The sequence below is a fragment of the Spirosoma validum genome (assembly GCF_014699035.1).
In the GTDB taxonomy this organism is placed as follows: domain Bacteria; phylum Bacteroidota; class Bacteroidia; order Cytophagales; family Spirosomataceae; genus Spirosoma; species Spirosoma validum.
This window is the reverse complement of the sequence record NZ_JACXAA010000007.1, coordinates 119,441-144,890: the sequence shown is the minus strand read 5'-3', so window position 1 is coordinate 144,890 and position 25,450 is coordinate 119,441. Positions and strand designations below refer to the sequence as shown.

Sequence of the window (25,450 nt, the reverse complement as noted above, 5' to 3'; positions counted from 1 at the left end):
GTAAATCTATGCTGTGATGTCGGTTCTTAAGCCCGACTGAATAAAACGGGATAACGCGGTTTTGAGAAACCGCTCTGGTCAGGTTTAAGAACCTGACATCACTACTTCAATATAAAATACTACATATTACGATGAGGAAACTATCGTATTATCTACTTATCATGACGGCCGGCACAGTCTGGTTCGTACAGGCTTGTACCAACCATTCGTCAAATCAGACCGAAGAAGAAAAACTGCCGGACATGGTCAGTTACAACTTCGATATCAGGCCCATTCTATCGGACAAATGCTCGGCCTGCCATGGCCCGGATGCCAACAAACGGGAAGCAGGTTTACGGCTCGACGTGCCCGAGAGTGCATTTAAAGCCCTGAAAGAACACCCGAAGGCGCATGCTTTGGTCGCCGGAAAACCTGAATTGTCGGAAGTGTTTTTGCGCATTACGTCTCAGGATACGTCAACGCTAATGCCGCCCGTCAACTCAGGACTGAAATTGTCCGGTCGAGAAATTAAGCTGATCGAAAAGTGGATCAGGCAGGGGGCACCTTACGAAAAACACTGGGCTTTCGTCGCGCCAAAGAAACCTGCTTTGCCTAAGGTTGATCAAAAAGATTGGCCAAAGAATGAAATTGACTATTTCATTTTACAGAAACAGGAGCAGAAAGGCTTAAAACCAAACGAAGAAGCGGATAAGGAACGGTTATTGAAACGACTCAGCCTGGACCTGACCGGATTGCCACCAAGTCTGGCGCTAATGGATCAGTTCATGGCCGATAAAAGTGCCAATGCCTATGAAAAAGCGGTCGATCTGTTGCTTCGCAATCCGGCGTATGGCGAAAAAATGGCTATTCACTGGCTCGATATAGCCCGTTATGCCGATTCACATGGATACCAGGATGATGGCTACCGAACCCAATGGCCCTGGCGTGACTGGGTGATTCATGCCTTCAACAAAAACATGCATTACAATGATTTCGTCACCTGGCAGCTGGCGGGCGATTTCCTGTCCAGTCCGAAAGGTTGGAGCGGGCCTGGTAAACCAGACAAAGAGCAGTTGCTGGCGACGGGTTTCAACCGTAATCATAAAATAACCGAAGAAGGGGGCGTCATTCCGGAAGAATATCGCATCTCCTACGTAACAGATCGCACGGATTTGTTTGGGAAAGGATTGTTGGGCGTAACGATGGAATGCGCACATTGCCATGACCATAAATACGATCCGTTTTCACAGAAAGAGTATTACAAGCTCTTTGCGTTTTTCAACAACGTAAAGGAAGTCGGAATTGAGTCCGTCATTGGCGGGCCCGATACGTATGCCAAGAAGCCACTGATGGAAATCTGCGACGAGGATGTAAAAGATATTTTGTCGTTTGTCAGTAAGCGGGATACTAACAAATTAATTGTCTCGGTGATGACCGATCTGGATACCACCCGGAAAACGTTTATCCTGAAACGAGGTGTATATGACGCGCCTGGCGATGAAGTGCAACCCGGTACGCCAAATGCTATTTTGCCCTTTAATGAAGGCTATCCGAAGAATCGACTGGGTCTGACAAAGTGGATGTTTGACAAACAGAATCCGCTGACGGCACGAGTGTACGTGAATCAGTTGTGGCAGGAGTTTTTCGGAAAAGGTATCGTCAAAACCCCCGGTGACTTCGGTATGCAGGGCGAACTACCATCCCATCCTGAATTACTGGACTGGCTGGCGGTCGATTTCATGAGCCACGGCTGGGATATCAAACGACTAGTGAAACAGATGGTTACGTCTGCTACGTATCGGCAGTCGGCGGTGATTAGTCCGGAGAAATTGCAGGCTGATCCGGATAATAAATATTTGGCTCGTGGGCCGCGCTACCGGGTGGATGCTGAGTTTGTTCGGGATATTGTTCTGAGTAGTAGTGGCTTGTTGAACCGAACGATTGGCGGGCCTAGTGTAAAACCGTATCAGCCGCCGGGGCTGTGGGAAGGCGCTACGTCGGGCAGAGGATTGTTGTCTATGTACGTACAGGATCATGGCGCCAAGTTGTATCGCCGGGGCATGTACACGCTCATTAAGCGTACCGTTCCTCCGCCTTCAATGGCTATTTTCGATGCCAGCAACCGCGACCTTTGCGAAGTAAGACGATTGAAAACCAACACACCTTTGCAGGCACTGATCATGCTCAACGACCCGACTGTGCTGGAAGCGTCGCGCGTACTGGCGGCTAAACTGCTACAGGAGAATAGCGCCGTTTCCGATAAGATCGATAAAGCTTTCCGGCTGATTGTAAGTCGGAAACCCAATCAAAAAGAAACTGCTGTACTAACGACGTATTACGAAAAGGAGTTGAAACAACTTAACAAGTCACGCGCGGAGAAAGCGTTGGCCGTTGGTGAATATCCGATTCCCGCAACAGTCGATAAAGTACAACTAGCGGCTATGATGCGGATTGTATCAACGATCTATAATCTGGAAGAAACCATTACAAAGTCGTAATGGTGCCACGGACTTTAGTCCGTTTTTCTGAATTCACGGACTAAAGTCCGTGGCACCAAATAGGCTAAGAAACGCGGCCCGGTCCGTGGATACGTATTATGGAAAAAGAAATCTTAGAACACGGATTTAATTTTAACCGACGTCGCTTCCTGTCCAGACTAAGTTTGGGGCTGGGAAGTGCGGCTTTAGGATCGCTGCTGATTCCTGATTTGTTTCGGGGAAACGGTGCTGATGAAGAGGGATTTACGCCCGGAATGCCGCATTTTGCGCCCAAAGCCAAACGAGTCATTTACTTATTTCAGAACGGGGCGCCCTCGCAGCAGGAATTGTTCGATTACAAGCCGAAGCTGCGGGAGATGTGGGGGCAGGAAATACCGCCATCCGTACGAGGAACGCAACGATTAACGGGTATGACCGCCAATCAGAAGGAGTTTCCACTGGTGGGTTCCTTCGTTGATTTTAAACAATACGGCCAGTCGCGGGCGTGGGTAAGTGATCTGTTTCCATACACGGCTAAAATCGTCGATGATCTGTGCATTGTGAAATCGATGTATACCGAAGCTATCAACCACGACCCGGCGCTGACGTTTCTGCAAACGGGCTCGCAACAGGGTAATCGGCCGAGTATGGGTTCCTGGCTGAGCTACGGACTTGGCAATGAAAATAAAAATTTACCCAACTTTACCGTACTGCTTTCGCGGGGTATTGGCAATGGGCAGGGTGTCTACTCTAAATTATGGTCGAATGGTTTTCTGGATTCCATCCACCAGGGGGTTCAGTTTAGCAAAGGTGAAGACCCTGTACTTTACCTGCGTGACCCCGAAGGCATGAACCGGCAGGACCGCCGTGACATGCTCGACAATCTGGCCCAACTGAATGAAATGGGCTATCAGGAATTCGGTGATCCGGAAATTATGGCCAAAGTAAAACAATACGAAATGGCGTACCGGATGCAAACCGCTGTACCAGACGTAATGGATTTGTCGAAAGAGCCGGACGACATCATTAAGCTCTACGGTCCAGACTGCTTAGTGCCTGGGACGTTTGCGGCTAACTGTTTGCTGGCTCGTAAATTATCTGAGAACGGGGTTCGTTTTGTTCAGTTGTATCATCAGGGCTGGGATCAGCACGGAAATCTGCCGTTCGAAATAGCGAAGCAGGCTAAAGATGTCGATCAGGCATCGGCGGCACTGGTTACCGATCTCAAACAGCGGGGATTGCTAGACGAAACGCTGGTGATCTGGGGTGGTGAATTTGGACGTACCAGCTACACGCAGGGCAAATTAACTAAGGAAAATTACGGTAGAGACCACCATCCCCGTTGCTTTACAATCTGGATGGCGGGCGGTGGGATCAAACCCGGTATCGTGTATGGCGAAACGGACGAAATGGGTTATAACATTGCCAGTAATCCGGTGCACGTCCACGATTTCCAGGCTACAGTTCTACACCAGCTAGGGCTCAACCACGAAAAGCTGATTTTCAAACATCTGGGCCGCCGGTATCGGTTAACCGACGTATCCGGGAAAGTTGTTCACGATATTATAGCGTAAGCTGTTGTAAAGCGGGGCCGCCGTTACGGTGGGAACCCGCGATTTTAATACGCAATCGCGGGCTCCCACCCGCGTTACACAAGATGCAGAAAAAGTTAGCTGGACTGGCAGAACAGGCGTTGTTTGCTTCGGCAGTGTTTATTTTAGTTTTGCTACTATTTGAAAGCAAAATAGTAATTCCTGTCTGGTTGCAACCCATTGGGCGCCTACACCCGTTAATTTTGCATTTTCCAATCGTCATTCTGCTGCTGGCGGTGGTGATGGAAGTCTTTCGCTTCAACAAAGCGAATACAATTAATAGGTCGGAAAGTCGCATCCCCGACATTTCGGAATTTTACCGGACGTTTTCAACGAATCTGCTCTTAGTAGGCGCTTTGCTGGCCGCCGTTACGGTCATTATGGGTTTGTTTCTGTCGAGAGAAGATGGTTACACGGGCGCAGTCGTACAATGGCATAAATGGACAGGTGTACTGACTTTCTATCTGGCGGCACTTATATACTGGAGCCGAAGAAAGACCTGGTACTCGCCCGCTATCGCTCAAACGGGAGCTGTGTTGATGGGTATCGTTCTGATTGGTGCGGGACATTACGGTTCGGTTATTACGCATGGCGAGGATTTTATACTGGCGCCCGTTACGCATCAGCTGAAATCAGCACCGGTCGATCTTCAACAGGCGCTTGTTTTCAACGACGTGATCAAACCCATTTTTGAGCAGAAATGTACCAGTTGCCATAATCCGGAGAAATTGAAAGGCGAACTGGCACTGACCGATGCTGAAGCGATTCGAAAAGGAGGGAAGAGTGGAAAATTATACGTAGCGGGTGATCCTGATGTGAGCTTATTGCTCAAACGTATACACCTACCGGTAGACGAAAAGAAACATATGCCACCTTCGGGGAAAGCGCAACTAACCGAAGCCGAAATAAGGCTTTTGGCATTGTGGGTGAAAGGGCGTGCTGAGTTTACTAAGAAAGTGGTTGATCTTCCAGCTACCGATTCGCTACGTATCATGGCGGTTGCTCTATTCAAGCCAACTAAACAGGCTGAACCCGGATTTGCCTTCGACGCTGCCGACGAGGAAACCGTCAAAAAACTGAACACTGATTACCGAACCATTGCCCCACTGGCGAAGGAGTCCCCCGCTTTGGCCGTTAATCTGTACAACAAAGCCACGTATTCACCAGAGAAATTACAGGAATTAAGTCCGATCAAAAGTCAGGTTGTTTATCTGAATCTGAATAAGATGCCTGTGAAAGATGCTGACCTGAAGTACATAGGCCAGTTCGAGAATCTGGAAAAATTGGATGTCAATTTTACCGATATAACGGGTAAAGAATTAAACCAACTGGCGTCGTTAAATCATCTGAAAAGTTTGGCCCTGTCGGGTACAGCCGTTAAATATGCCGATCTGAGAAACCAAATTGGTACGTTCAAAAAGCTGAAAACCGTTGCTCTTTGGGAAACCAGATTAACTGACGAAGAGATTCACCAACTGCAAAAAGCGAATCCCCGTATTCAGTTCATTGCCGGATTTGACGGTGAGAAAAGCGAACCTATCCGGCTGAATCCGCCCCAGTTAAAGAATACGGCCATTTTCGCACAGTCAACGCCCATTCAGTTGAGACATCCTATAAAAGGTGTTGAAATTCGCTACACAACAGACGGAACGGATCCTGATAGTATTCATTCGCCTATTAATAACGATAAAACGATTATTACCGGAAGCACAATAATTAAGGCAAAGGCTTATAAATCAGGCTGGTTCAGTAGCCCTGTCGTTACGTTCAATTACTATAAAAGTGGTTATAAACCCGATAGTGCGAACTTACTAATGCCGCTCAATCCGGTGCATCAGGCGGAGGGAGCCAATACGTTTTTTGATCACAAGCTGGGTACGTTTAATGCTAACAGCCCGGCCTGGGCTAATAACTGGGCAGGTGTCCGAAAAAATGATCTGGTGCTGGTTTCCGAGTTTAAAAAGCCCGTTAACGTTACGTCTGTTGATTTACGGACAATGATTGAGCCAGAAACGGGCATCTTTCCTCCGGCTGAGATTGAAATATGGGGCGGTGATAAGCGGGATAACCTGAAATTGATCGCCACTGCGCATCCCGAAATGCCCATCAAAAAAAGCGATCCGGTTTTGAAAGCAATCGGATGTACGTTCAAACCGCATACCGTTTCTTACCTGAAAATCGTTGCAAAACCAGTGCCTAAGCTTCCCGAATGGCATGGTAATAAAGGCAAGCAGGCCCTACTGCTGGTCGACGAGGTGTTTATCAATTAAGGCCGATTGTACGCCAAATTAAAAGCGCAAATCGCAGGGTAAAACTTTGTGGGTCTAAGCTTATATTGTTGAAAATTACAAGAAAATTATCCGAATAGTGCCAAACTTGGGTAGGTATGGGAAAGTTCCCGGACCAAAGCTGGTAATATTTGGGTATTCGATTGGCTTTTTCTCTAACCTGTTTACTTCTACAATCCTATCTCTTTTACTCTAAAATTCATGAAACGACTCTATCAGTTAGCAGCGCTAAGTATGATGGCAGGCTCATTCCCCAGCTTTGCCCAGGAACTTAAGCCAATTCTACAGAAGGAGACTAAGACTACTAACGGCCAGTTACTGGCTTTGCACATTCCCAAACCGGAACAATTGCACGTAAACACCCTGTCTGCGGACGTATCAGTGTCGGGAAAAGTGATTGATGAGAAAGGGTCTGGACTGCCGGGCGTAAGTGTAGTTGTTAAAGGGACCACGCAGGGAACGACAACCGACGCTTCGGGCAGTTTCCGGCTCAATGCACCAAGTGCCCAATCAACGTTGGTTTTTAGCTTTGTTGGCTACGCGAGTAAAGAAGTCGTTATTGGCGGTCAGGCTACGCTGACGGTCACGCTGGCGCCAGACGATCAGACACTGAATGAAGTCGTTGTGGTTGGCTACGGTAGTCAGCTGAAAAAGGAAATAACGGGTGCCGTTCAGACGGTAAGTGCACAGGAAATCAAGGATTTGCCGGTTTCGCAGATTGGTCAGAAACTGCAGGGACGGTTAGCGGGTGTTCAGATTAACCAGGCTACGGGTAAGCCTGGTCAGGGAATTTCCATCCGTATTCGGGGGCAGGTATCGGTTTCGGCGGGTAGTGACCCGCTTTATGTAGTCGATGGTTTCCCGATAACGGGGAACATTGCCCAGCTTAACCCCGATGAAATTGAGGATCTATCGGTGCTGAAAGATGCCGCTTCAACATCGTTGTATGGTTCGCGGGCGGCCAACGGAGTTGTGCTGATCACTACGAAAAAAGGCAAACCTGGTCAGACAAACATTAGTTTCAGCGCGTTTGCAGGTGTGCAGAAGGTACCCGTACGAGGTCGCGTAAAAATGCTGAACGCTGTACAATTTGCTCAGTTTAAGAAAGAATACTACGAAGATCAGGGGCAGGCCGTGCCGGAAATATTTCAGAATCCCGCACAGTATGAGGGGAAAAATAACGACTGGTACGATGCGCTGTTGCGTGTAGCACCCATTCAGAGTTATAACCTGAGTGTTTCCAACAATACAGGCAAAGCCAATACGTCATTGGTAGCCGGTATATTCAGTCAGGATGGGGTGGTACTGAACAATAAATATAAACGGTACTCGCTGCGTCTGAACTCAAACTATAACATATCGGATCGGGTAACGGTTGGCTTTAACGTAGCACCCTCGTACGTGTTCGACAACACGCCCCGAACCGATGGTGACCGGGGTACCGGGATTCTGTTCAACGCACTGCATACGTGGCCAATCTATCCAATTTATGACGCTAACGGCGAACTGACCAAGGTTAATAAACTGCCAGATAATACAGGTAATATTTTCTCCTATCCGAACTGGGTGCGAGCCGCCAGCGAGTTGGTCAACGAAACCAAGAATACAAACCTGCTGGCCAATGCTTATGTGCAATACCGGCCGATCACGGGACTAACCCTCCGGTCGACCATGAACATAGAGTACCAAAACTCTAAATTCTTCTTCTTTAACCCGTCAACGGCAACCAGTGCTATTAACGTACCAATCCCAACCACAGCTGTTTCGATTCGGCAGGGTTTGGAAAATACGTCCTGGCTGAACGAAAACCTGGCAACCTATACCCGCAGCTTTAGCGATCACAATTTTGAACTGCTGGCTGGTTTTACGAACCAGTTTTATCGGCAGGAGTTCAATCGTATTCAGGCCGATACGTATACCGATGATCGATTGCCAACCATTCAGGGAGCGCTCAATATAAATCGGGGCGGTACGTTAAATGGCATCAATCAATGGACACTAACTTCCTACCTGTCCCGTCTGACGTATAACTACAAAGGCAAGTATTTATTCACCGCAGCCGTCCGGGCCGATGGTTCGTCCCGATTTGGCGCGAACAACCAGTTTGGTACGTTCCCATCAGCTTCGGTTGGCTGGGTTGTTTCGGATGAAGAATTTCTCAAACCGATTCAGCAGATCTCATTTGCTAAAATCCGGGCCAGTTACGGCGTAATCGGTAACAACAATATTGGTAACTATACGTCCTATGCTCTGGTGAACAACACAACGAATGCGGTTTTTGGCAGTAATGTGGCTACAGGTTCTGTTGTTACGTCATTGGCTAATCCAAACTTAGGCTGGGAAACAACCAAACAGTTTGATGCTGGCCTTGATTTGGGTCTATTCAATGACCGTATCCAGTTCATCTACGATTTCTATACAAAACGTACGACAAATCTGCTCTATAATGTGCAGATTCCACAGGAATCGGGATTTAGTTTCTTCTCGGATAACATTGGTGAAATTAAGTTCTGGGGACATGAATTCTCGCTGACGACCAAAAATACAACGGGAAGACTGAAATGGACGACCAACGCCAACATCTCGTTTAACCGAAATCTGGTTGTCTCGCTCGCTCCGGGTATTGACCGGGTATATGGTGGTACGGGCTTCCACATTACGCAGGTCGGTAAGCCCTTCGGCCAATTCTATGGTTTGGTCAAGGAAGGGTATTATCAGAGTGCTGAAGAACTCAGAACGTCACCCGTTATTCCAGGACGTTCGGCTATCGGTACCATTAAGTTTAAAGATCTGAACGGCGATGGCGTTATTACGAACGGTGGTGATGTGGATGACCGCACAATTATTGGCAGCCCATTCCCGAAATTTACCTATGGAATTACCAACGATCTGAAATACGGCAACTTCGATTTCTCAATTACGGGTTCTGGCTCCTATGGAAATCAGTTGTGGGTGCGCCACTTATATAGCACGGCCAATCTGGATGCTGTATTTAACATGGTTGAAGGTGTAAAAGACCGTTTCCGCGTTCAAAACACCATCGTCAATGTTGGCGGTAATCCGACCAGCGTAGCGACCAATGTGATCACCCCAGGAGCGGGTATGTTCGGCGCAACGAACAATGGCGGAAATTATACGGGAGTCGAGCGCGACTGGCATAGTACACAGTTCCTGGCCGATGCGTCGTTTTTCACCATTAAGAACATAACGGTGGGCTATAATTTCGGACCAATGAACAAGTTTTTCAAGTCGGCCCGATTGTATGGAAGCGTACAACAGGTGTACATCTTCACGAAATACTGGGGTGGCCCTAATCCAGAGACTAGCGGCAATGGAGCTGGCGATGGACCTGGAGATAATTTGAGTCAGGGCGTTGATTTCTCGAACTACCCAGTGCCACGTACGTATACGCTTGGTGTCAACCTGAACTTCTAAACCTAGTGTCATGAATAGTTATCGGTAGTCATTAATTGTCATTGGGTGGTGATGCATTATCCTGTTTATCGCTACAAACAATGACTACTGAATGACAATCTAATGACCTATAAACTTATACTGAATTATATGAAACGTAAATTCATAGCAGCCTGGTTTTTAGCAATCGCACTGACCAGTTGCTCGAAAGATTTTCTAAATGTAGTGCCCGAAACACTGCTGAGTTCGGCAACGTTTTTTAAGACCGAGTCTGACTTTCAGCAGGCGGTTAATGGGGCTTATGTACCGCTTCGGCAGATGTATAACGAGCGGGCCTGGGTTTTGGAGGAAATGCACTCCGACAACACGTATTATGCCCGGAATACGCTCTATGGAGCTGTTGACCCAACCGAAAACGTTGCTGATTTTGCGGTTCCAACAACGGCTGGAACTATACCAAACACAACAATCACAGCGAATGACAACGTGTTGGTACAGTATCGGTTAAATTACGTGATCATTGCCCGTGCGAATCAGGTTTTGTCACTCATCGACGGAATCACCTTTTCCAGCGCTGCGAACAAGAATAATCAGAAAGGACAAGCGCTCTTTCTAAGAGCCTTTGCTTACTTCGATCTGGTTCGGTTGTTTGGCAGAGTACCGCTGCATTTAGTACCTATTACGGGTCGGGAAGATGCTGCCTTACCACTTTCGACGACGGAGGAAATTTACGCGCAGATCGAAAAGGACGCCACGGAAGCAAGTAAGTTGTTGCCTAACAAAAAAGATCAGGAACAAGGGCGGGTTACGTCGGGAGCCGCGAAAACGCTGCTGGCAAATCTTTATCTGACCCAGAAAAAATGGGCGCAGGTTGAAACGCAGATGAAAGACGTAATAACCAACGATGGCTACGCGCTGATGTCGGATTACAACGACGCCTTTTCATACACCAGCACAAACAAGAATAATCAGGAATCGGTGTTTGAGATTCAGTATATGGAAGGTTCGGCCGGGTATAATGGTAACCAGATTTACCGCTTTCTTCCCTCCCCGATTACAGCGGATGAAATCAAACCTATTGTCGGTACATCGAACCCACAGGCTACATCTCAGGAGAGCAACAACATTCCAACCCTGGATCTTATTCAAGCCTACGAACCAGGCGATAAACGGAAAGATATTTCTATTGGAAACGTTTTTTTGAGTACTAGTCTCCGAGCCGAAAAAAACTATCCGTATATCAAAAAATACGCACGGACGCACTCGCTGAATCAAAATACCGGTCAGAACTGGCCCGTTTATCGCTTTGCCGAAGTGTTGCTGTTTATGGCTGAAGCCATAAACGAACAGGGGAGAACGGGTGAGGCTGCTACGTATCTGAATCGAGTGCGCGCTCGGGCAGGACTAGCGGCTACGACAGCATCGTCGCAGGCCACTATGCGGGAAGCTATCTTCAAAGAAAGACGGGTTGAGTTAGCCTTTGAAAACAAACGCTGGTTCGATCTGACCAGAACAGGCCGCGTGAAGGAGATCATTAGTGCCTATGGAGCAAAGGTAAAAGCCAAGCCTGCCGATTACTATTTCCCGGCTGGGGCTGTCCCTCCACCGAATGCCTTTACTGTATTGGATGACTACTACGGTCTGCCAGCCGTTGAAGCCGCTTTAACGCCAAACTTCTGATGGTGAAAACACAGAGCCACAGAGGGCACAAAGGCTCATAGTTAGAACGTTTTCTTTGTGTTCTCCGCGGCACTGTGTTTAAGTAAATAGAGTTTTTGCAACTGCTTCACTCCGCCAAGAGAAAAATTACACTGGCCTTACTTCATGTGCTGAATGTTCGTCCGGTTAATCAGTAGAAAATGCTACGTATTTGTCTCTTATTACCTGAATACAACCATAAAGCCGGTACAGCCTGAGTTCCATCAGGCTGGATTGGTACTAGTAGTAAACCTTATCTATGAAATACTATGCTTTCTCAATTCAACAAAGCTAAACTCGGATTAGCGGTATCGGCGCTAGTTCTGGTCGGCGCATCCTGGGTCGGCTTACACTACCCGGAAAATAACCGACAGGGAGCCGAGAACCCTAAAGTCGACAAACTCAAGCTTCAGCCCGGTTTTAAGGCGGAACATCTGTACAGTATCTCAGAAAATCACGAAGGGTCCTGGGTATCGATGACGTTCGACGATAAAGGTCGTATGATTGCATCCGATCAGTACGGTGGTCTTTATCGATTAAAAATACCGGCTATCGGTTCGGGTTCGACTCAGCCAACTGTTGAAAAGCTGGTGATTAGCAAGGATACTAGTGCTAAAATGGGCTATGCGCATGGGTTGCTGTATGCGTTCAATAGCCTATACGTAATGGTCAATAATCGGCCCAGCAAGCAGTTCCCCAAGCCCAGCGGCTTATACCGACTGCAGGATACCGACGGCGACGATCAGTTCGATAAAGTAACGATGCTGAAAGAATTGAAAGGGGAGGGCGAACACGGACCACACAGTATCGTCATGTCGCCCGACAAGCAATCACTTTACGTATGTTCGGGTAACCATACCGACGTACCGGAAATGGATGCGTATCGGTTACCATCGAACTGGAAAGAAGATAACCTGTTTCCGTTGATCAAAGACCCACGAGGCCACGCGAACGACCGCTACGCGCCGGGTGGCTGGATTGCTAAAATCGATCCCGAAGGGAAACGCTGGGAGCTGATGGGTGCGGGTTTCCGAAATGAGTTTGATATTGCCTTTAACGAAGCCGGAGATTTGTTTACCTATGATTCGGACATGGAGTGGGACTTTGGTCTGCCCTGGTATCGTCCGACTCGAATTTGCCATGTTCCCAGCGGTGCTGAATTTGGCTGGCGTACGGGCGATAGTAAATGGCTACCCGGCAATCCGGATAACCTGCCGCCAGTCGTAAACATTGGTCAGGGATCGCCGACGAACGTAATGTCGGGGTTGAATGCTAAATTCCCGCAAAAATATCGTCAGTCCATCTTTGCCTTTGACTGGAGTTTCGGGATCATTTATTCCATCCACATGAAGCCCAAAGGTGCTACGTATGAGGGCGAACGAGAAGAGTTTATTTCAGGGACCCCACTACCATTAACGGATGGATTTATAGGCCCTGACGGAGCGATGTATTTCCTGACCGGCGGACGTCGTCTGGAATCTGACTTATATCGGGTTTATTATGCGGGCAACGAAGCGACTACGGCTCCAACACCCAATTTGACTGCAGAACACAAGCTGAGAACCAGCCTGGAGAAGTTCCATGAAGGAGCAAATCCTGCTGCTATTGCTGCTGCCTGGCCTAACCTGAACCACCCGGACCGTTTTGTTCGCTATGCCGCTCGCATTGCCGTTGAACATCAGCCGGTGGCGCAATGGCAGGAGAAAGCACTGGCCGAAACCGATCCACAACGCGCAACTCAAGCCATTGTAGCGCTGGCCCGTCAAGGGAGTACTGATCTGAAAAGTAAAGCCATCGCTACGTTGTTGAAAATTAATTATGACAAATTGCCTGAGTCTCAGCAATTTGATCTGTTACGTGCCTTCGAACTGATTTTCTTGCGAATGGGTGCGCCTGAAGCGGCTGATAAAGCAAAAATCGTTGCCTATCTGAATCCGCATTATCCGGCAAAAAACGCGCTGTTGAACCGTGGTCTCAGCAAAGATCTGATTTACCTGGAAGCACCCGATGTTGTAAATAAAACGCTGGCACTGATGGATCTGAAAACTGAGCCGGGTATGAAGGATTTAGGTCTGGAAACAACTACAGCGTCCTCTGATCTGATTCTGCGTAATCCACAATACGGGATGGACATCGCCAAGATGCTGGCGAAAGTGCCACCACTTCAGCAAACGTACTACGCCGTAATGATGAGCCGGGCAGAAAATGGCTGGACGCCAGCGCTTCGGGATAAATACTTCAGCTGGTTCGGCAATGCCTTCAAATATGAGGGTGGACGGAGCTACGTTGGCTTTATCGACAGAGCCCGGAAACTGGCGCTGGCCCACGTACCAAAAGATCAGTTCGATAAGTATAATAAAATGTCGGGTGCTGATCTGCTGACAAGTAACGGAAATGATATTGCCCAAACAGGGTATACACCTAAAGGACCGGGCCGACGCTGGTCACTGGACAATGCCGTGGCGGCAGTCGATAGCGGAAAGACAGCGCTGGATTTTGAGACAGGTAAGAAAATCTACGGAGCAATTCTGTGTGGTAATTGCCATGCTATGCAGGGGTCTGGCGGAGACATCGGTCCTGATCTTACTCAGCTCGGAACCCGTTTCTCAAATAAGGATATTCTGGACGCCATTATCAATCCGAGCAAAGCGGTTTCCGATCAATACGCTTCGACGGTCTTTGTGCTGAAAAATGGCCAATCGGTTGTCGGTCGATTAGTGAATGAAGACAATACAAACTATTCGATTTCTCAGAATCCATTTGCCGCTAATGAACTCCGCAAAATTCCGAAGAAAGACGTTACGTCGAAGCGGTATTCGCCTGAGTCAATCATGTATCCTGGACTGATTAATAGCCTGAATCCGCAGGAGCTCAGAGACCTGATGGCTTATCTTAAGTCTGGCGGTAATGAGAAAAATGAAGTATATAAATCAGGTGGGAAATAAATAGCCGGGTTACTTTTTTGTCATGCTGACGTAGGAAGCATCTTCGGGTGAGACTATTTATCCAGCTACAGAAGATGCTTCCTACGTCAGCATGACAAAAAACAAACAGCCTGACATTTACAAAACAGAATCATGATGCTGACAAAAATGAATAGCAAATTCCTTCCGATAGGACTCATGCTGACGGTCATATTGACTGGTAGTATTGAGACGTCTTGTGTAGGGCAGAGTAAGAAGAGTAAAAAAGACGGCTATGTACAGATCTTCGATGGGAAGACCCTTAAAGGCTGGGACGGTGATCCTACGTACTGGAAGGTGGAAGACGGAAACTTAACGGGTGAGATTACACCTAGTACGTTGCTGAAAACCAATAATTTCATTATCTGGAAAGGTGGTGAACCTGCCGATTTTGAGTTTAAAGGTGAATTCAAGATTACAGAAGCTGGTAACTCAGGCATCAATTACCGTAGCGATCAGCTGACTGACGTACCGTTTGCGTTACGCGGTTATCAGGCCGACATCGATGGTAAAAATAACTATACAGGTCAGAACTACGAAGAGCGTAAACGGACCACGTTAGCGTATCGTGGTCAGAAAACAACCATTGCTCCTTATACTGGTGAAAATACGCCAGAAGCCATTCGGGCGAAGGTTAGTAGAAATGCTTGGACGGGTATGAACGTAGTGGGCTCTCTCGGCAGCTCGGATTCGCTCAAAACCTTGATTAAACCCGGCGACTGGAATACGTTTCATCTGGTTATAAAAGGTAATCACTTACAGCATTATATCAACGACGTACTGATGAGCGACGTAACCGACGACGATACCGTCAACGGCAAAGCGAAAGGTCTGTTGGGTGTACAGGTACACGTAGGACCACCCATGAAGGTACAGTACCGGAATTTGATGCTGAAAGAAATGTAGAAAATGAAATACCCCTTAATCCCCTGAAAGGAACTTAGCCTACGTGTGAGCAAAGTTCCCTTCAGGGGATTAAGGGGTGAAAAAGACGCTGTTTTGACACAACAACCCTGGAAAGATAAAGTAGGCAATCCGGCCCAGATTGGCGGCATAGAAACCTCCATTTTAGACAATGGGATCGGACGAGGCACCCGCATCGCCTGGATCAATACCGGAACGGGTTTCCGTTATAAAGTCGTCCTGGACCGGGCGATGGATATTTTCGATGCCTTTTACAACCAGCACAGTTTGGCCTGGTTAAACCATACAGGCATAACTCCACCCGAACCTTTTTCAGACAAAGGCGCTGACTGGCTCAGAACCTTCGGCGGTGGGTTGTTGATAACCTGTGGTCTTTCGCATGTAGGTGGTCCTGAAACGGATGCGTTCGGGGAGCGGGGAGTACACGGGAAAATCAGTAATAGTCCGGCCGAGATCGAATCCATTATTCAGCCTGATCCAATGTTGGGTAAGCTGGAAATGAGCATTACGGGACGTATCAAAGAAACGAAAATATTTGGTCCCAGTCTGGAATTGAAACGGACCATATCCGGCACTATAGGCCAGCCTACTATTCGGATTCATGACGAAGTAACAAATCGCGGTAATACGTCGGCGCCCCACATGTTGTTATATCATTTCAACTTCGGTTGGCCGCTGGTCGATGAAGGGACTGACATTATCTGGAAGGGAAACTGGGAAGCGCGCGAAGGTGGTATCAATGATCGAATCTTCCGCGAAGGCAACGATTTCAAAAAGTGCCCGGCTCCTTTGGAGGATCATAATGGTACGGGTGAGGCTGTTGCGTCGATTGATGTTACGCCCGATAGTTCAGGGCTTTGCACAGTCGGTCTGCATAACGCTCAACTCGGCGTAGCACTGGCGTTGAGGTTTCAGAAGTCTCAACTTCCCTGGTTTATCAACTGGCAGCACTGGGGCAAGGGCGAATACGTAACGGGTCTCGAACCCGCTACCAATCCACTTATTGGCCAGGCCAAGGCCCGCGAACGTAACGAACTCCTGTTTCTGGAACCCGGAGGAACCCGGACGTATGATCTGGAACTGGAGATTCTAACGGAACAGGCTGCAATTGGTGAATTTTTGAAAATACAACAGACATAGACTGCCGGTTCTTATGATGATTAAGATCTTATAAAATCTTAACAATCATGAGAATCGGCGGTCCATTAAACCCAAGTACAGTAACACTAATTCGTATGGAAACAACCTCAGCAGTAAGTCTGGCCAGCAAGGCATTAGAACAAGGGAAAGGCATTTTTCGACTGACTCCAACCTGGGTTCCCCGATCATTCTGCGTGCCGGGTCGACGTATCAAACTTCACCCCGACGATTACTACGTATTGGGTGGTGAACGGGGTGGTATTGACGAACGCTGGTTCTCGTCGACTACACCTGCCAAGAATGGCCCCCTAACCGGTGAAAATGAAGGCTTAAGTCATATCGTTTTCACCGATGAAGACGGCAAAGAACATCAGTTTTTGCTGAAAGACGCCGTTGAAGAGCTGAAAGGCGAACTGATTGGTGACCGTCTTTGGGATGAATACAAGGGTTGGCCAATGTATTCCAAGTTCTTCGATAACATGGGACCATTGCCGCATCACCTGCATCATAACGACGAGCAGGCAGCTTTGATCGGGCAACTGGGTAAACCGGAAGCGTATTATTTCCCACCCCAGGTCAACAACCACGGCGGAGATTTCCCCTACACATTTATCGGCATTGCGCCCGGTACCACAAAAGAGCAGATCAAAGAGTGCCTGATGAATTTTACCAAAGGCGATAATAAAATCACAAATTATTCGTCAGCGTATCGGCTCGAACCGGGAACGGGTTGGGACGTACCGCCTGGCCTGCTTCACGCGCCGGGTAGTCTATGTACCTACGAGCCACAGAAAGCCTCTGACGTTTTCGCCATGTATCAGTCGCTGGTAAACGAAGCGATCATTCCGGAAGAACTGCTCTGGAACGGTACGCCCAAAGAACGTATCGGAGACTATGATCAGCTGATGGAAGCCATCGACTGGGAATTAAACACGGACCCACAAATGATGGCCAATCGGTTTATGCGTCCCAAGCCGGTCCATGAGACGATACAAACCGAAGGCTATAGCGAAGTATGGGTTTGCTATAAAAACGAAGCGTTCAGTGCCAAAGAATTAACCGTTTTTCCTGGCCAAACTGTAACCATTAAAGACAGTGCTGCTTATGGCCTGATTATGATGCAAGGCCACGGCAAAATGGGTGACTGGGATATCGAAACCCCAACGATGATTCGCTACGGTCAACTGACAAATGATGAGTTCTTCGTCAGCGAAAAAGCGGCTCTGGAAGGCGTCGTTATTACGAATCTCTCATCGACCGATCCTATTGTCATGCTGAAACACTTCGGCCCAATGAATCCAGATCTAGTGTTATAAACTGAGTGGTGTTGGATTCTTAAATTTGATAAGTGAGGACGGTTCGCCGTTGCAATTCTTAAAACCGAACTGAGTAATCAGACCCGGTTTTAAGAAACCTCACTTGTCGGTTATAGTAACCGACGGCACAAGTAAAACCTTAAACCATAATACCTTCATGAACGAGAATAATTATCCAAAGCTCCACAACGCAATGTGGCCGGGTGTCGTTGGAAAAGGCCCCGACTCCGAACCGGTTGTTCCATTCGATACCATGCTGGAAATGACCGCTGGTGCTGAGGTCGATGGCGTGAAATTTGATGGCGTCGATCTCGCTTTGTTCGAACATCTGGACGTCAATATGTCGGATGACGAGATCAAAAAACTAGTTGATAAAGTTGGGGGCTATAATTTGAAAATCGGCTCGCTGGTTGCACCGATCTGGGGCGGCTCAGCTATGGGTACGAAAGAAGAACGAACAACGTTCGTCGACATGGTACGTAAAGCGTGTCATATCGGTCAGAAACTTACGGAGCTTGGTATTCGGCCAAGTGGCGTTGTGCGGATTGATTCGTCTACGTCGCCCACAGCCTGGGATGCTGATCCGTCGGGAAACTCTAAACTGATTGCTCAAACTTTTCGGGAAGCCTGCGACGTAGCGGCTGATTACGGCGAAAAACTGGCAGCCGAGGGTGAAATCTGCTGGGGTGGTATGCACAGTTGGAAAACCATGCTCGAAACGCTGGAATTAGTTGATCGCCCGAATATGGGTTTCCAGGCTGACATGGCGCACACGTTGCTGTATACAATGGGCTATAACCGCGAGCAGGACCGTATTCTGCCGCCCGATTTTGATTGGAATGATCGCAAAGCCCTAAGCGAGGCACTACGTACCTTGACGAATGCACTACGTCCCTGGACAATCGATTTCCACGTAGCGCAGAATGACGGAACCGTATTCGGCTCAGGTTCGCACGACAAAACCGGCCGTCACTGTCAGGCGCTGGACCCGAATGGTAAACTCGATGTCGTTCACGATGCGGGTTACTGGTTACGCGACGAAAATGGTCAACTGACCAAAGCGTTCAAACACATTTGCTGGGACGGTTGTATGTTCCCGAATAGCGTAATGACCAGCCAGCAAACCTGGAACGATATTCTGGCAACCATGATTAAAGTCCGTCAGCAGCACGGCTGGTACGAAGCAGAGAAATAATGTAGAGACACATAGTTGCGTCTCTACAAAATCCTATCCCTATAAAACATGGCACAAAAAAAAGAAATACGTATTGGCTTAATCGGTACCGGGTTTATGGGCCGTACGCACTCCAACGGCTATAATCGCGTACCTAATTTTTTCCCTGAACTGGAGTATACGCCAGTCTTAAAAGCGGTTTGTTCACGTAACGCCGAGAAGGTGCAGGCCTTTGCCGATCAGTGGGGCTACGAGTCTATCGAAACGGATTGGAAAGCGCTCGTGGCACGGGACGATATCGACGCGGTAGACATTTGTACACCCAACGATACGCACGCTGAAATTGCCATTGCGGCAGCTAAGGCGGGTAAAATGATCCTTTGTGAAAAGCCACTTGCCCGCAACATAGCAGAAGGCCAGAAGATGGTCGATGCCGCTGAAGAAGCAGGCGTAGCAACGACGGTTTGGTATAACTACCGACGCATACCAGCCGTTACCTTAGCCAAGCAGATTATTGATTCGGGCAAGCTGGGTAAAATTTTCCATTACCGGGCTAACTTCCTGCAAGACTGGACCATTAGCGCCGACGTGCCTCAGGGCGGCACCGGTACCTGGCGGATGGATGTTGAGGCTGCCGGTTCGGGCGTAACGGGTGATCTGCTGGCACATTGCATTGACACAGCCATGTGGCTTAACGGCGCCATCACCGACGTATCAGCTGTGACGGAAACGTTTGTGAAAGAACGTTTCCACCAGGGAACGGGCAAAGTGGAACCGGTCGGTATTGATGACGCCTGTATTTTCCACTGCCATTTTGAAAACGGTTCGCTGGGACTTTTTGAGTCAACGCGTTACGCTCGTGGGCACAAAGCGCTCTATACGTTTGAAATCAATGGTGAAAATGCTTCCATTCGCTGGGATCTGCACGACCTGAACCGGCTTGAATATTTTGATCATCGCGACGAAGGGATTGTGCGTGGTTGGCGGTCCGTCCACGTAACGGATGGCGATCAACCCTACATGGACAAGTGGTGGGTACCGGGTTTAGGGATTGGTTACGAACACAGCTTTATTCACCAGGTGGCTGATTTTTTCAAAAGTCTGGAAACGGGTAAAGCCTGTAACCCAACGTTCAAAGATTCGCTGGCAACCCAAAAAGTATGCGAAGCCGTTCTGGATTCCGCTGCTTCGAAAAGCTGGAAAGACACAGGCGTTTCGGGTACATTCGACTGAAAAATAGCGTAGACCACGGATCAGCGGTCCACGCTACGTTGTATAAAAAAGCCTGACCTCATCAGAAGTCAGGCTTTTTCTTTGGTCAACTCTTGACCCCTAATTGTTCTGGTTATTTAACCGATTAAGCAACATTTTATTAAAAACCTGCTCGGTTTTATACAACTCAGCCAGCTGCGCCGGGCTAATAACTTTCAGAAAGCGGCTCATGTATTCATCATCAAGGTCCGCCAGTTTCTGTTTGGTGGCGTTCACTTCCCGTAAGCCATCTAAAAGTTGATTGTTATTTAAGTTGCTCCGTGACGGTTCATTATTCAATTGCCGAATCCGTCGGTTCAACTCCTGCTTTTTTGCATTGTACTCATTGTAAACGGCCCAAAACTGGGGAGCCTGTTCGGTCGTTAAATTCAGTCGATTCGTAATCATCCCAATCTTAGCTGATTCGATTTTCTGACGGCCGTTGAGTTCATTCTGTGCGTGGGCTATCTGCGTTATCAGTATTAAACTCAGCAGCCAACCAATCCATAGGTGTCTCATTGTGGTAAAGTTAACCATGTTAAAATCAGGAGTCGAGGGGACTACCCATAGCGTTCGCTTCGTCAATGTGCCGCTGAATGTCGGCAGGCTTCACATTGAGGTATTGAATAGCTGTGGTGTCATTGCCCAGTGAGGAATGAATTTGCTGACTATCAGCGAATTGGTCTGGATTGATTCCCTGATCATCGAGATAAGCTGTGATTACGTCATTACTCACGCCTGCTAGTGCCTCGCTGCCTAATGACTCCTGACGTTGAGGCAGTGTTTGCCACACCAGTATCGCAATAAGACTAGCACCCGCCAGCGATGCGGCTGTCCGCTGCCACGACCAGCTGATCGTAAACGCTGGTTTAGGCTTACGCATTACGCGGGCCTGCACACGCGAGGGTAACGTATCAAAATAACCATCCGGAGCTGTAAACGGCAGTTGCCGCATGGGGTGCTCTGGTGGTAATTCATCAAGCCGAAATTCATTCTTGTCGTTCATGGTCATTGGTGTGTATATACTACACAATTCTAATCCCGTAAGCTCCTGGTTTTACGAGTTTGACAGCATCAGGCGTTTCAGGTTTAATCTGTTGTATCAGTATTTGTTATATAATCCTCAATTTTTTTGACGGCCAGGTGATACGAAGCCTTTAACGCACCAACCGACGTGCCGGTAATTTCTGAAATATCTTCGTATTTCATATCATCGAAGTATTTCATATTGAAAACCAATCGCTGTTTATCAGGAAGTTTGAGCAATGCCTTCTGCAACTTCATCTGGATTTCTTCGCCACTTGGTTCGTTGCCAGATGTAACGTAGTCTGAATTACTCTCCAACTTTTCCATTAACTCCCCTTCGACGTCGCCGATTGGCAGGAAAAAGCGTCGCCGTTTCTTGTTCAGAAAGTTGAGGCACTCGTTGGTCGCAATGCGGTATATCCATGTATATAACTGACTGTCACCCCGAAACTGTTCCAGGCTATTCCATACTTTTATAAATGTTTCCTGCACCAGATCATCGGCGTCATCGTGGTCGATGACCATCTTGCGGATATGCCAATAAATTTTCTGCTGGTATTGCCGCACCATCAGATTAAAGGCATAATTCCGGCTCGACGGGTCGCGGTATTTGGCGAGGAGTTCTGCGTCAGTCATTTTTTATCTGTAGAGACACAATCCCTTGCATCTCATACGGGATCTGCTAATACCATCCAGTACGAGATGCAAGGGACTGCGTCTCTACTTTCTTGCCATCACTTTTTTCACCTGCTCAACAATCTTGTCAGCGGTGAGGCCATATTTTTTCATTAGCTGTTCAGGCGTACCGCTTTCGCCGAACGTATCGTGAACACCCACATATTCGAGTGGGGCGGGATAATTACGCGCCAATACGTTCGCTACGCTATCGCCTAAACCACCATTGATCATATGCTCTTCAGCCGATACAGCGCATCCGGTTTTCTTCACTGATGCCAGGATAGCCTCTTCATCTAACGGCTTAATCGTGTGAATGTTGATAATATCTGCTTCGATGCCTTCTTCGGACAGGATTTCACCGGCTTTAATGGCTTCCCAAACGAGGTGGCCCGTGCAGAAAATCGATACATCTTTTCCTTCGTTTACGGTCCAGGCTTTGCCAATTTCAAACTTCTGATCAGCAGGCGTAAAGACCGGAATCACGGGACGACCAAAGCGTAGGTAAACAGGCCCTTCATGATCGGCAATGGCAAGGGTTGCGGCTTTCGTTTGATTGTAATCGCACGGGTTGATGACGGTCATATTGGGCAGCATTTTCATCATCCCCAAATCTTCCAGAATCTGGTGGGTAGCGCCATCTTCGCCCAACGTAACGCCCGCGTGCGAGGCACAGATTTTTACGTTCTTGTTCGAGTAAGCAACTGACTGACGAATTTGGTCATACACCCGACCCGTAGCGAAGTTGGCGAACGTAGTGGCAAACGGAATTTTTCCGCCGATGGTTAGGCCGGCTGATACGCCAATCATATTCGCTTCAGCGATGCCGCACTGAATATACCGGTCAGGATTATCTTTAATAAACGCTTCCAGTTTTAGTGATCCGGCTAAGTCGGCGGTCAGGGCCACTACGTTCGGGTGGGTTTTGCCAAGTTCGGCAATGCCCGCACCGAATCCCGAGCGGGTATCTTTTTTGTCAGTATACTCGTATTTTTTCATTGTTTATAAGACCGGTCCGCCGTTGCGGAATTACGGTACGTCTGTTTAATTCGCCGAAGCGAGGGTTTGCAATTTGGTCAAAAAATAATTGGCGCTGGGACAATTCGGATGTTGGGCTGCGTTTTCGATGGTAAAACCGTATTTAATCATCCGCCGGGCAAGTATAGGTTTTGTGCCAACACCCCGACCTGTTTCTTCTAAAAACAACTGACGTATCACTTCAAACGGTTCTACTGCTTGCTCAGGATAGTCGAAATAAATTGATTTTCCGAGTAACGTAGTGAGGGTAGCTGAATCCGCTAGAAACCAAGCTTCTGCTTCCTGTACGGCTACAATGATACGTTGGTTGAAGTATTCACCAATCCGTTGACGAGTACTTATAACAGATGCATCTGTATCCAGATCTGTTAAAATAAAAATTTTGTCAGCACCTGCTTTCTCAAGTGTGTTACGCTTCGCAAGAATATTATGTGGTAACAGGTTTCCGTTACCATCTGCATCTTCGACAGGAAAAATGCATCGAAGCGATAATTGCTCTAACAGATATTGAAAGGCATCTGATTTTACAATCTTAACTTCTGTATCACCTTCACATATAAACCCAACGTTCACCATGCCAGTCCTCCATTCAGCGCATTTGTAAGCCAGGCTTCGTCAGTACGCATTCCACTAAAATCTTCTTTATTAAATTGGCGTGCCGTTGTCGCGCCCTGTTTTTTCTCCACAACAATAAATTCTTCGGGTCTAACCCGTGAAGCCATTGATTGCGAATGCGTGTTTAGCCAGATATGATGACCGCGTTCCTCACACATGATTCGGAAAAAATCGACTAATTCACCTGCGACCTGTGGATGAAGACCATTCTCTGGTTCTTCAATGCATAAAAATTGGGGCCTATCATCATTTTGATAGACAGCGGTTAGAAGAGCCAAGATATTATACGTACCATCGGAGATTAATTCCTTACTAAAAGGCTTTTCTGTGTATTGCTCGTACCAAAGTAACGTATCACGGCCATCGAAAGAATTTGTTGCTATCTCAACTGATTTGAATTCAGGTATAAATAGCTCAAGCCACTCGAATATTTCAGCTTTGAGTACATCATTGCTAAGTACTCGTTTTAAGACTCTTTCGAGGTTACTTGTGGAAAGTGTTAATTGAAGATCATCTGCATAATTCAACTTCTGCTTATCGGCTTGACCAACGAATAATCGGGAAAAATTGGCGACTAACTGCTGTGTTTCAGTTGGATCATATTTACCCCAACGTGTACCTTTTATTGTATATTCCTGTTGATCATTTGAATTAGGTTGCTGTACAAGGCGTATTCTAGACGACCCCTCCAAGTCAAACTCAATCTGGACTGTATCAGAATTACTTTTTCGATTAACAAAGTATTCTTTACCACCAAACAGACTTTCAACGGTTCCTCGATTTGTTCTGGCAGACAGGTTAAAAAACTCCAAAGCCTCGAAAATATTCGATTTGCCCGACCCGTTGGGGCCGACAAAGACCGTGAACGGATTTGGCTCGATAAGCTCAATCCGTTCAATAGACTTGAAATTTTCAATGACCAGGCGTTTGATTTTCATGGAGCAGCTGTAAAGACGTAAGGAGTTACATCTCTACAGAAAATTAATAATCTGAATAACCAACTGTCAGTGGCAATTGGTTTAAGGCTTGGGTAAGCTGCTCGGCGTTGGGGGCAATGCCGTGCCATTTATGGCTTCCCATCATGTAATCCACCCCAAAGCCCATTTCTGTATGCATCAGAATTAGCGTCGGTACGTCGGGGTTTTCTTGTGCTTTACGTAACGTCTTCACAACGTCGGCCATGTCGTTGCCCTGCATCTCATCGACGTGCCAGCCGAATGCTTTGTATTTGGCTCCCAGATCACGGTTGTCGTTTACGTTTTTTGTGGAGCCATCGATTTGCGCATGGTTGAAATCGATAACAGCGGTCAGGTTGCCGAGTTTTTTATTTGGTGCAAACTGAGCGGCTTCCCAGATCTGGCCTTCCTGCTGCTCACCGTCACCCATTAGTACGTATACCTGTTTGTCATCGCCATTTAGTTTTTTTCCATAAGCGGCTCCAGCAGCTACGGATAAACCCTGCCCCAACGATCCCGATGCAATCCGAATACCGGGCAGATGTTCAGCCGTGGTAGGATGGCCTTGCAAACGACTATCGAGTTTACGGAATGTAGCTAGTTCAGCTACGGGAAAGTAGCCCGCCCGTGCTAGTACCGAATAGAATACGGGTGAAATGTGGCCATTCGATAAAAAGAAAAGATCTTCATCTCGACCGTCCATGTCGAAGATGGGTTTGCCATCGGCATCCTGTTTCCGGCGCATGATCTCAAAATAGAGAGCAACCATGAAATCCGTGCAGCCAAGTGATCCGCCGGGGTGGCCAGAATTAACAGCCGCAACCATGCGGACGATGTCGCGCCGAACGGCGGTAGCAATGTGTTCGAGTTGTTCGATTTCCATAAAATAACGCGGGTGGAAACCCGCTTTTGATCAATTTACAC

At 47.7% G+C, this 25,450-nt stretch carries 18 protein-coding genes; 11 read left to right on the top strand and 7 right to left on the bottom strand.

Annotation, left to right across the window (positions count from 1 at the left end; all coding sequences use genetic code 11):
* The first annotated feature begins 161 nt into the window (after window positions 1-161).
* The 11 genes from IC230_RS19200 (at window position 162) to IC230_RS19150 (ending at window position 20,198) form a co-directional block, all read left to right on the top strand.
* A complete protein-coding gene (locus IC230_RS19200) occupies window positions 162-2,477 on the top strand; it encodes a PSD1 and planctomycete cytochrome C domain-containing protein (RefSeq protein ID WP_394355496.1) in 2,316 nt (771 codons plus the stop codon).
* Window positions 2,478-2,575: 98 nt separating this feature from the next.
* Window positions 2,576-4,030 (top strand): DUF1501 domain-containing protein, encoded by a 1,455-nt coding sequence (locus tag IC230_RS19195; protein ID WP_191040663.1) that lies wholly within the window; start codon window positions 2,576-2,578, stop codon window positions 4,028-4,030.
* Between the two features lie 83 nt (window positions 4,031-4,113).
* Window positions 4,114-6,318: a c-type cytochrome domain-containing protein gene (locus IC230_RS19190; RefSeq protein WP_191040662.1), complete on the top strand. Its 2,205-nt coding sequence runs from the start codon at window positions 4,114-4,116 to the stop codon at window positions 6,316-6,318.
* A gap of 219 nt (window positions 6,319-6,537) precedes the next feature.
* Window positions 6,538-9,771, top strand: coding sequence for a SusC/RagA family TonB-linked outer membrane protein (locus IC230_RS19185; RefSeq protein WP_191040661.1), 3,234 nt, complete (start codon window positions 6,538-6,540; stop codon window positions 9,769-9,771).
* Between the two features lie 129 nt (window positions 9,772-9,900).
* Window positions 9,901-11,430, top strand: a complete 1,530-nt coding sequence (locus tag IC230_RS19180; protein WP_191040660.1) for a RagB/SusD family nutrient uptake outer membrane protein — start codon at window positions 9,901-9,903, stop codon at window positions 11,428-11,430.
* Between the two features lie 287 nt (window positions 11,431-11,717).
* Window positions 11,718-14,393 (top strand): c-type cytochrome, encoded by a 2,676-nt coding sequence (locus IC230_RS19175; protein ID WP_191040659.1) that lies wholly within the window; start codon window positions 11,718-11,720, stop codon window positions 14,391-14,393.
* A 177-nt stretch (window positions 14,394-14,570) separates the two neighbouring features.
* Window positions 14,571-15,317 (top strand): 3-keto-disaccharide hydrolase, encoded by a 747-nt coding sequence (locus tag IC230_RS19170; RefSeq protein WP_394355495.1) that lies wholly within the window; start codon window positions 14,571-14,573, stop codon window positions 15,315-15,317.
* Window positions 15,318-15,410: 93 nt separating this feature from the next.
* Window positions 15,411-16,475 (top strand): aldose 1-epimerase family protein, encoded by a 1,065-nt coding sequence (locus IC230_RS19165; protein ID WP_191040866.1) that lies wholly within the window; start codon window positions 15,411-15,413, stop codon window positions 16,473-16,475.
* 95 nt (window positions 16,476-16,570) lie between these two features.
* A complete protein-coding gene (locus IC230_RS19160) occupies window positions 16,571-17,791 on the top strand; it encodes a class I mannose-6-phosphate isomerase (RefSeq protein WP_191040658.1) in 1,221 nt (406 codons plus the stop codon).
* A 157-nt stretch (window positions 17,792-17,948) separates the two neighbouring features.
* The gene (locus IC230_RS19155; protein WP_191040657.1) at window positions 17,949-18,986 is read left to right on the top strand and encodes a sugar phosphate isomerase/epimerase family protein; all 1,038 of its coding nucleotides are present in this window, start codon (window positions 17,949-17,951) and stop codon (window positions 18,984-18,986) included.
* Window positions 18,987-19,034: 48 nt separating this feature from the next.
* Window positions 19,035-20,198, top strand: a complete 1,164-nt coding sequence (locus IC230_RS19150; RefSeq protein WP_191040656.1) for a Gfo/Idh/MocA family protein — start codon at window positions 19,035-19,037, stop codon at window positions 20,196-20,198.
* A 99-nt stretch (window positions 20,199-20,297) separates the two neighbouring features.
* Here IC230_RS19150 and IC230_RS19145 read toward each other — a convergent pair whose 3' ends face one another.
* The 7 genes from IC230_RS19145 to IC230_RS19115 form a co-directional block, all read right to left on the bottom strand.
* Window positions 20,298-20,753, bottom strand: coding sequence for a hypothetical protein (locus IC230_RS19145; RefSeq protein WP_191040655.1), 456 nt, complete (start codon window positions 20,751-20,753; stop codon window positions 20,298-20,300).
* A gap of 7 nt (window positions 20,754-20,760) precedes the next feature.
* Complete coding sequence (locus tag IC230_RS19140) at window positions 20,761-21,222, bottom strand: hypothetical protein (protein WP_191040654.1); 462 nt, start codon at window positions 21,220-21,222, stop codon at window positions 20,761-20,763.
* An 83-nt stretch (window positions 21,223-21,305) separates the two neighbouring features.
* Entirely contained in the window at window positions 21,306-21,878 is a 573-nt protein-coding gene (locus IC230_RS19135) for an RNA polymerase sigma factor (RefSeq protein ID WP_191040653.1), read from the bottom strand.
* A gap of 84 nt (window positions 21,879-21,962) precedes the next feature.
* Complete coding sequence (locus tag IC230_RS19130) at window positions 21,963-22,916, bottom strand: transketolase family protein (RefSeq protein ID WP_191040652.1); 954 nt, start codon at window positions 22,914-22,916, stop codon at window positions 21,963-21,965.
* A 45-nt stretch (window positions 22,917-22,961) separates the two neighbouring features.
* A complete protein-coding gene (locus tag IC230_RS19125) occupies window positions 22,962-23,531 on the bottom strand; it encodes a ubiquitin family protein (protein WP_191040651.1) in 570 nt (189 codons plus the stop codon).
* Window positions 23,525-24,508 carry an AAA family ATPase gene (locus tag IC230_RS19120; RefSeq protein ID WP_191040650.1) on the bottom strand — a complete coding sequence of 328 codons (984 nt, stop codon included), beginning with the start codon at window positions 24,506-24,508 and terminating at the stop codon, window positions 23,525-23,527. Before IC230_RS19120 ends, IC230_RS19125 begins: the two co-directional genes overlap by 7 nt.
* A gap of 43 nt (window positions 24,509-24,551) precedes the next feature.
* Window positions 24,552-25,409, bottom strand: a complete 858-nt coding sequence (locus IC230_RS19115; RefSeq protein ID WP_191040649.1) for a transketolase — start codon at window positions 25,407-25,409, stop codon at window positions 24,552-24,554.
* Window positions 25,410-25,450: the final 41 nt, after the last annotated feature.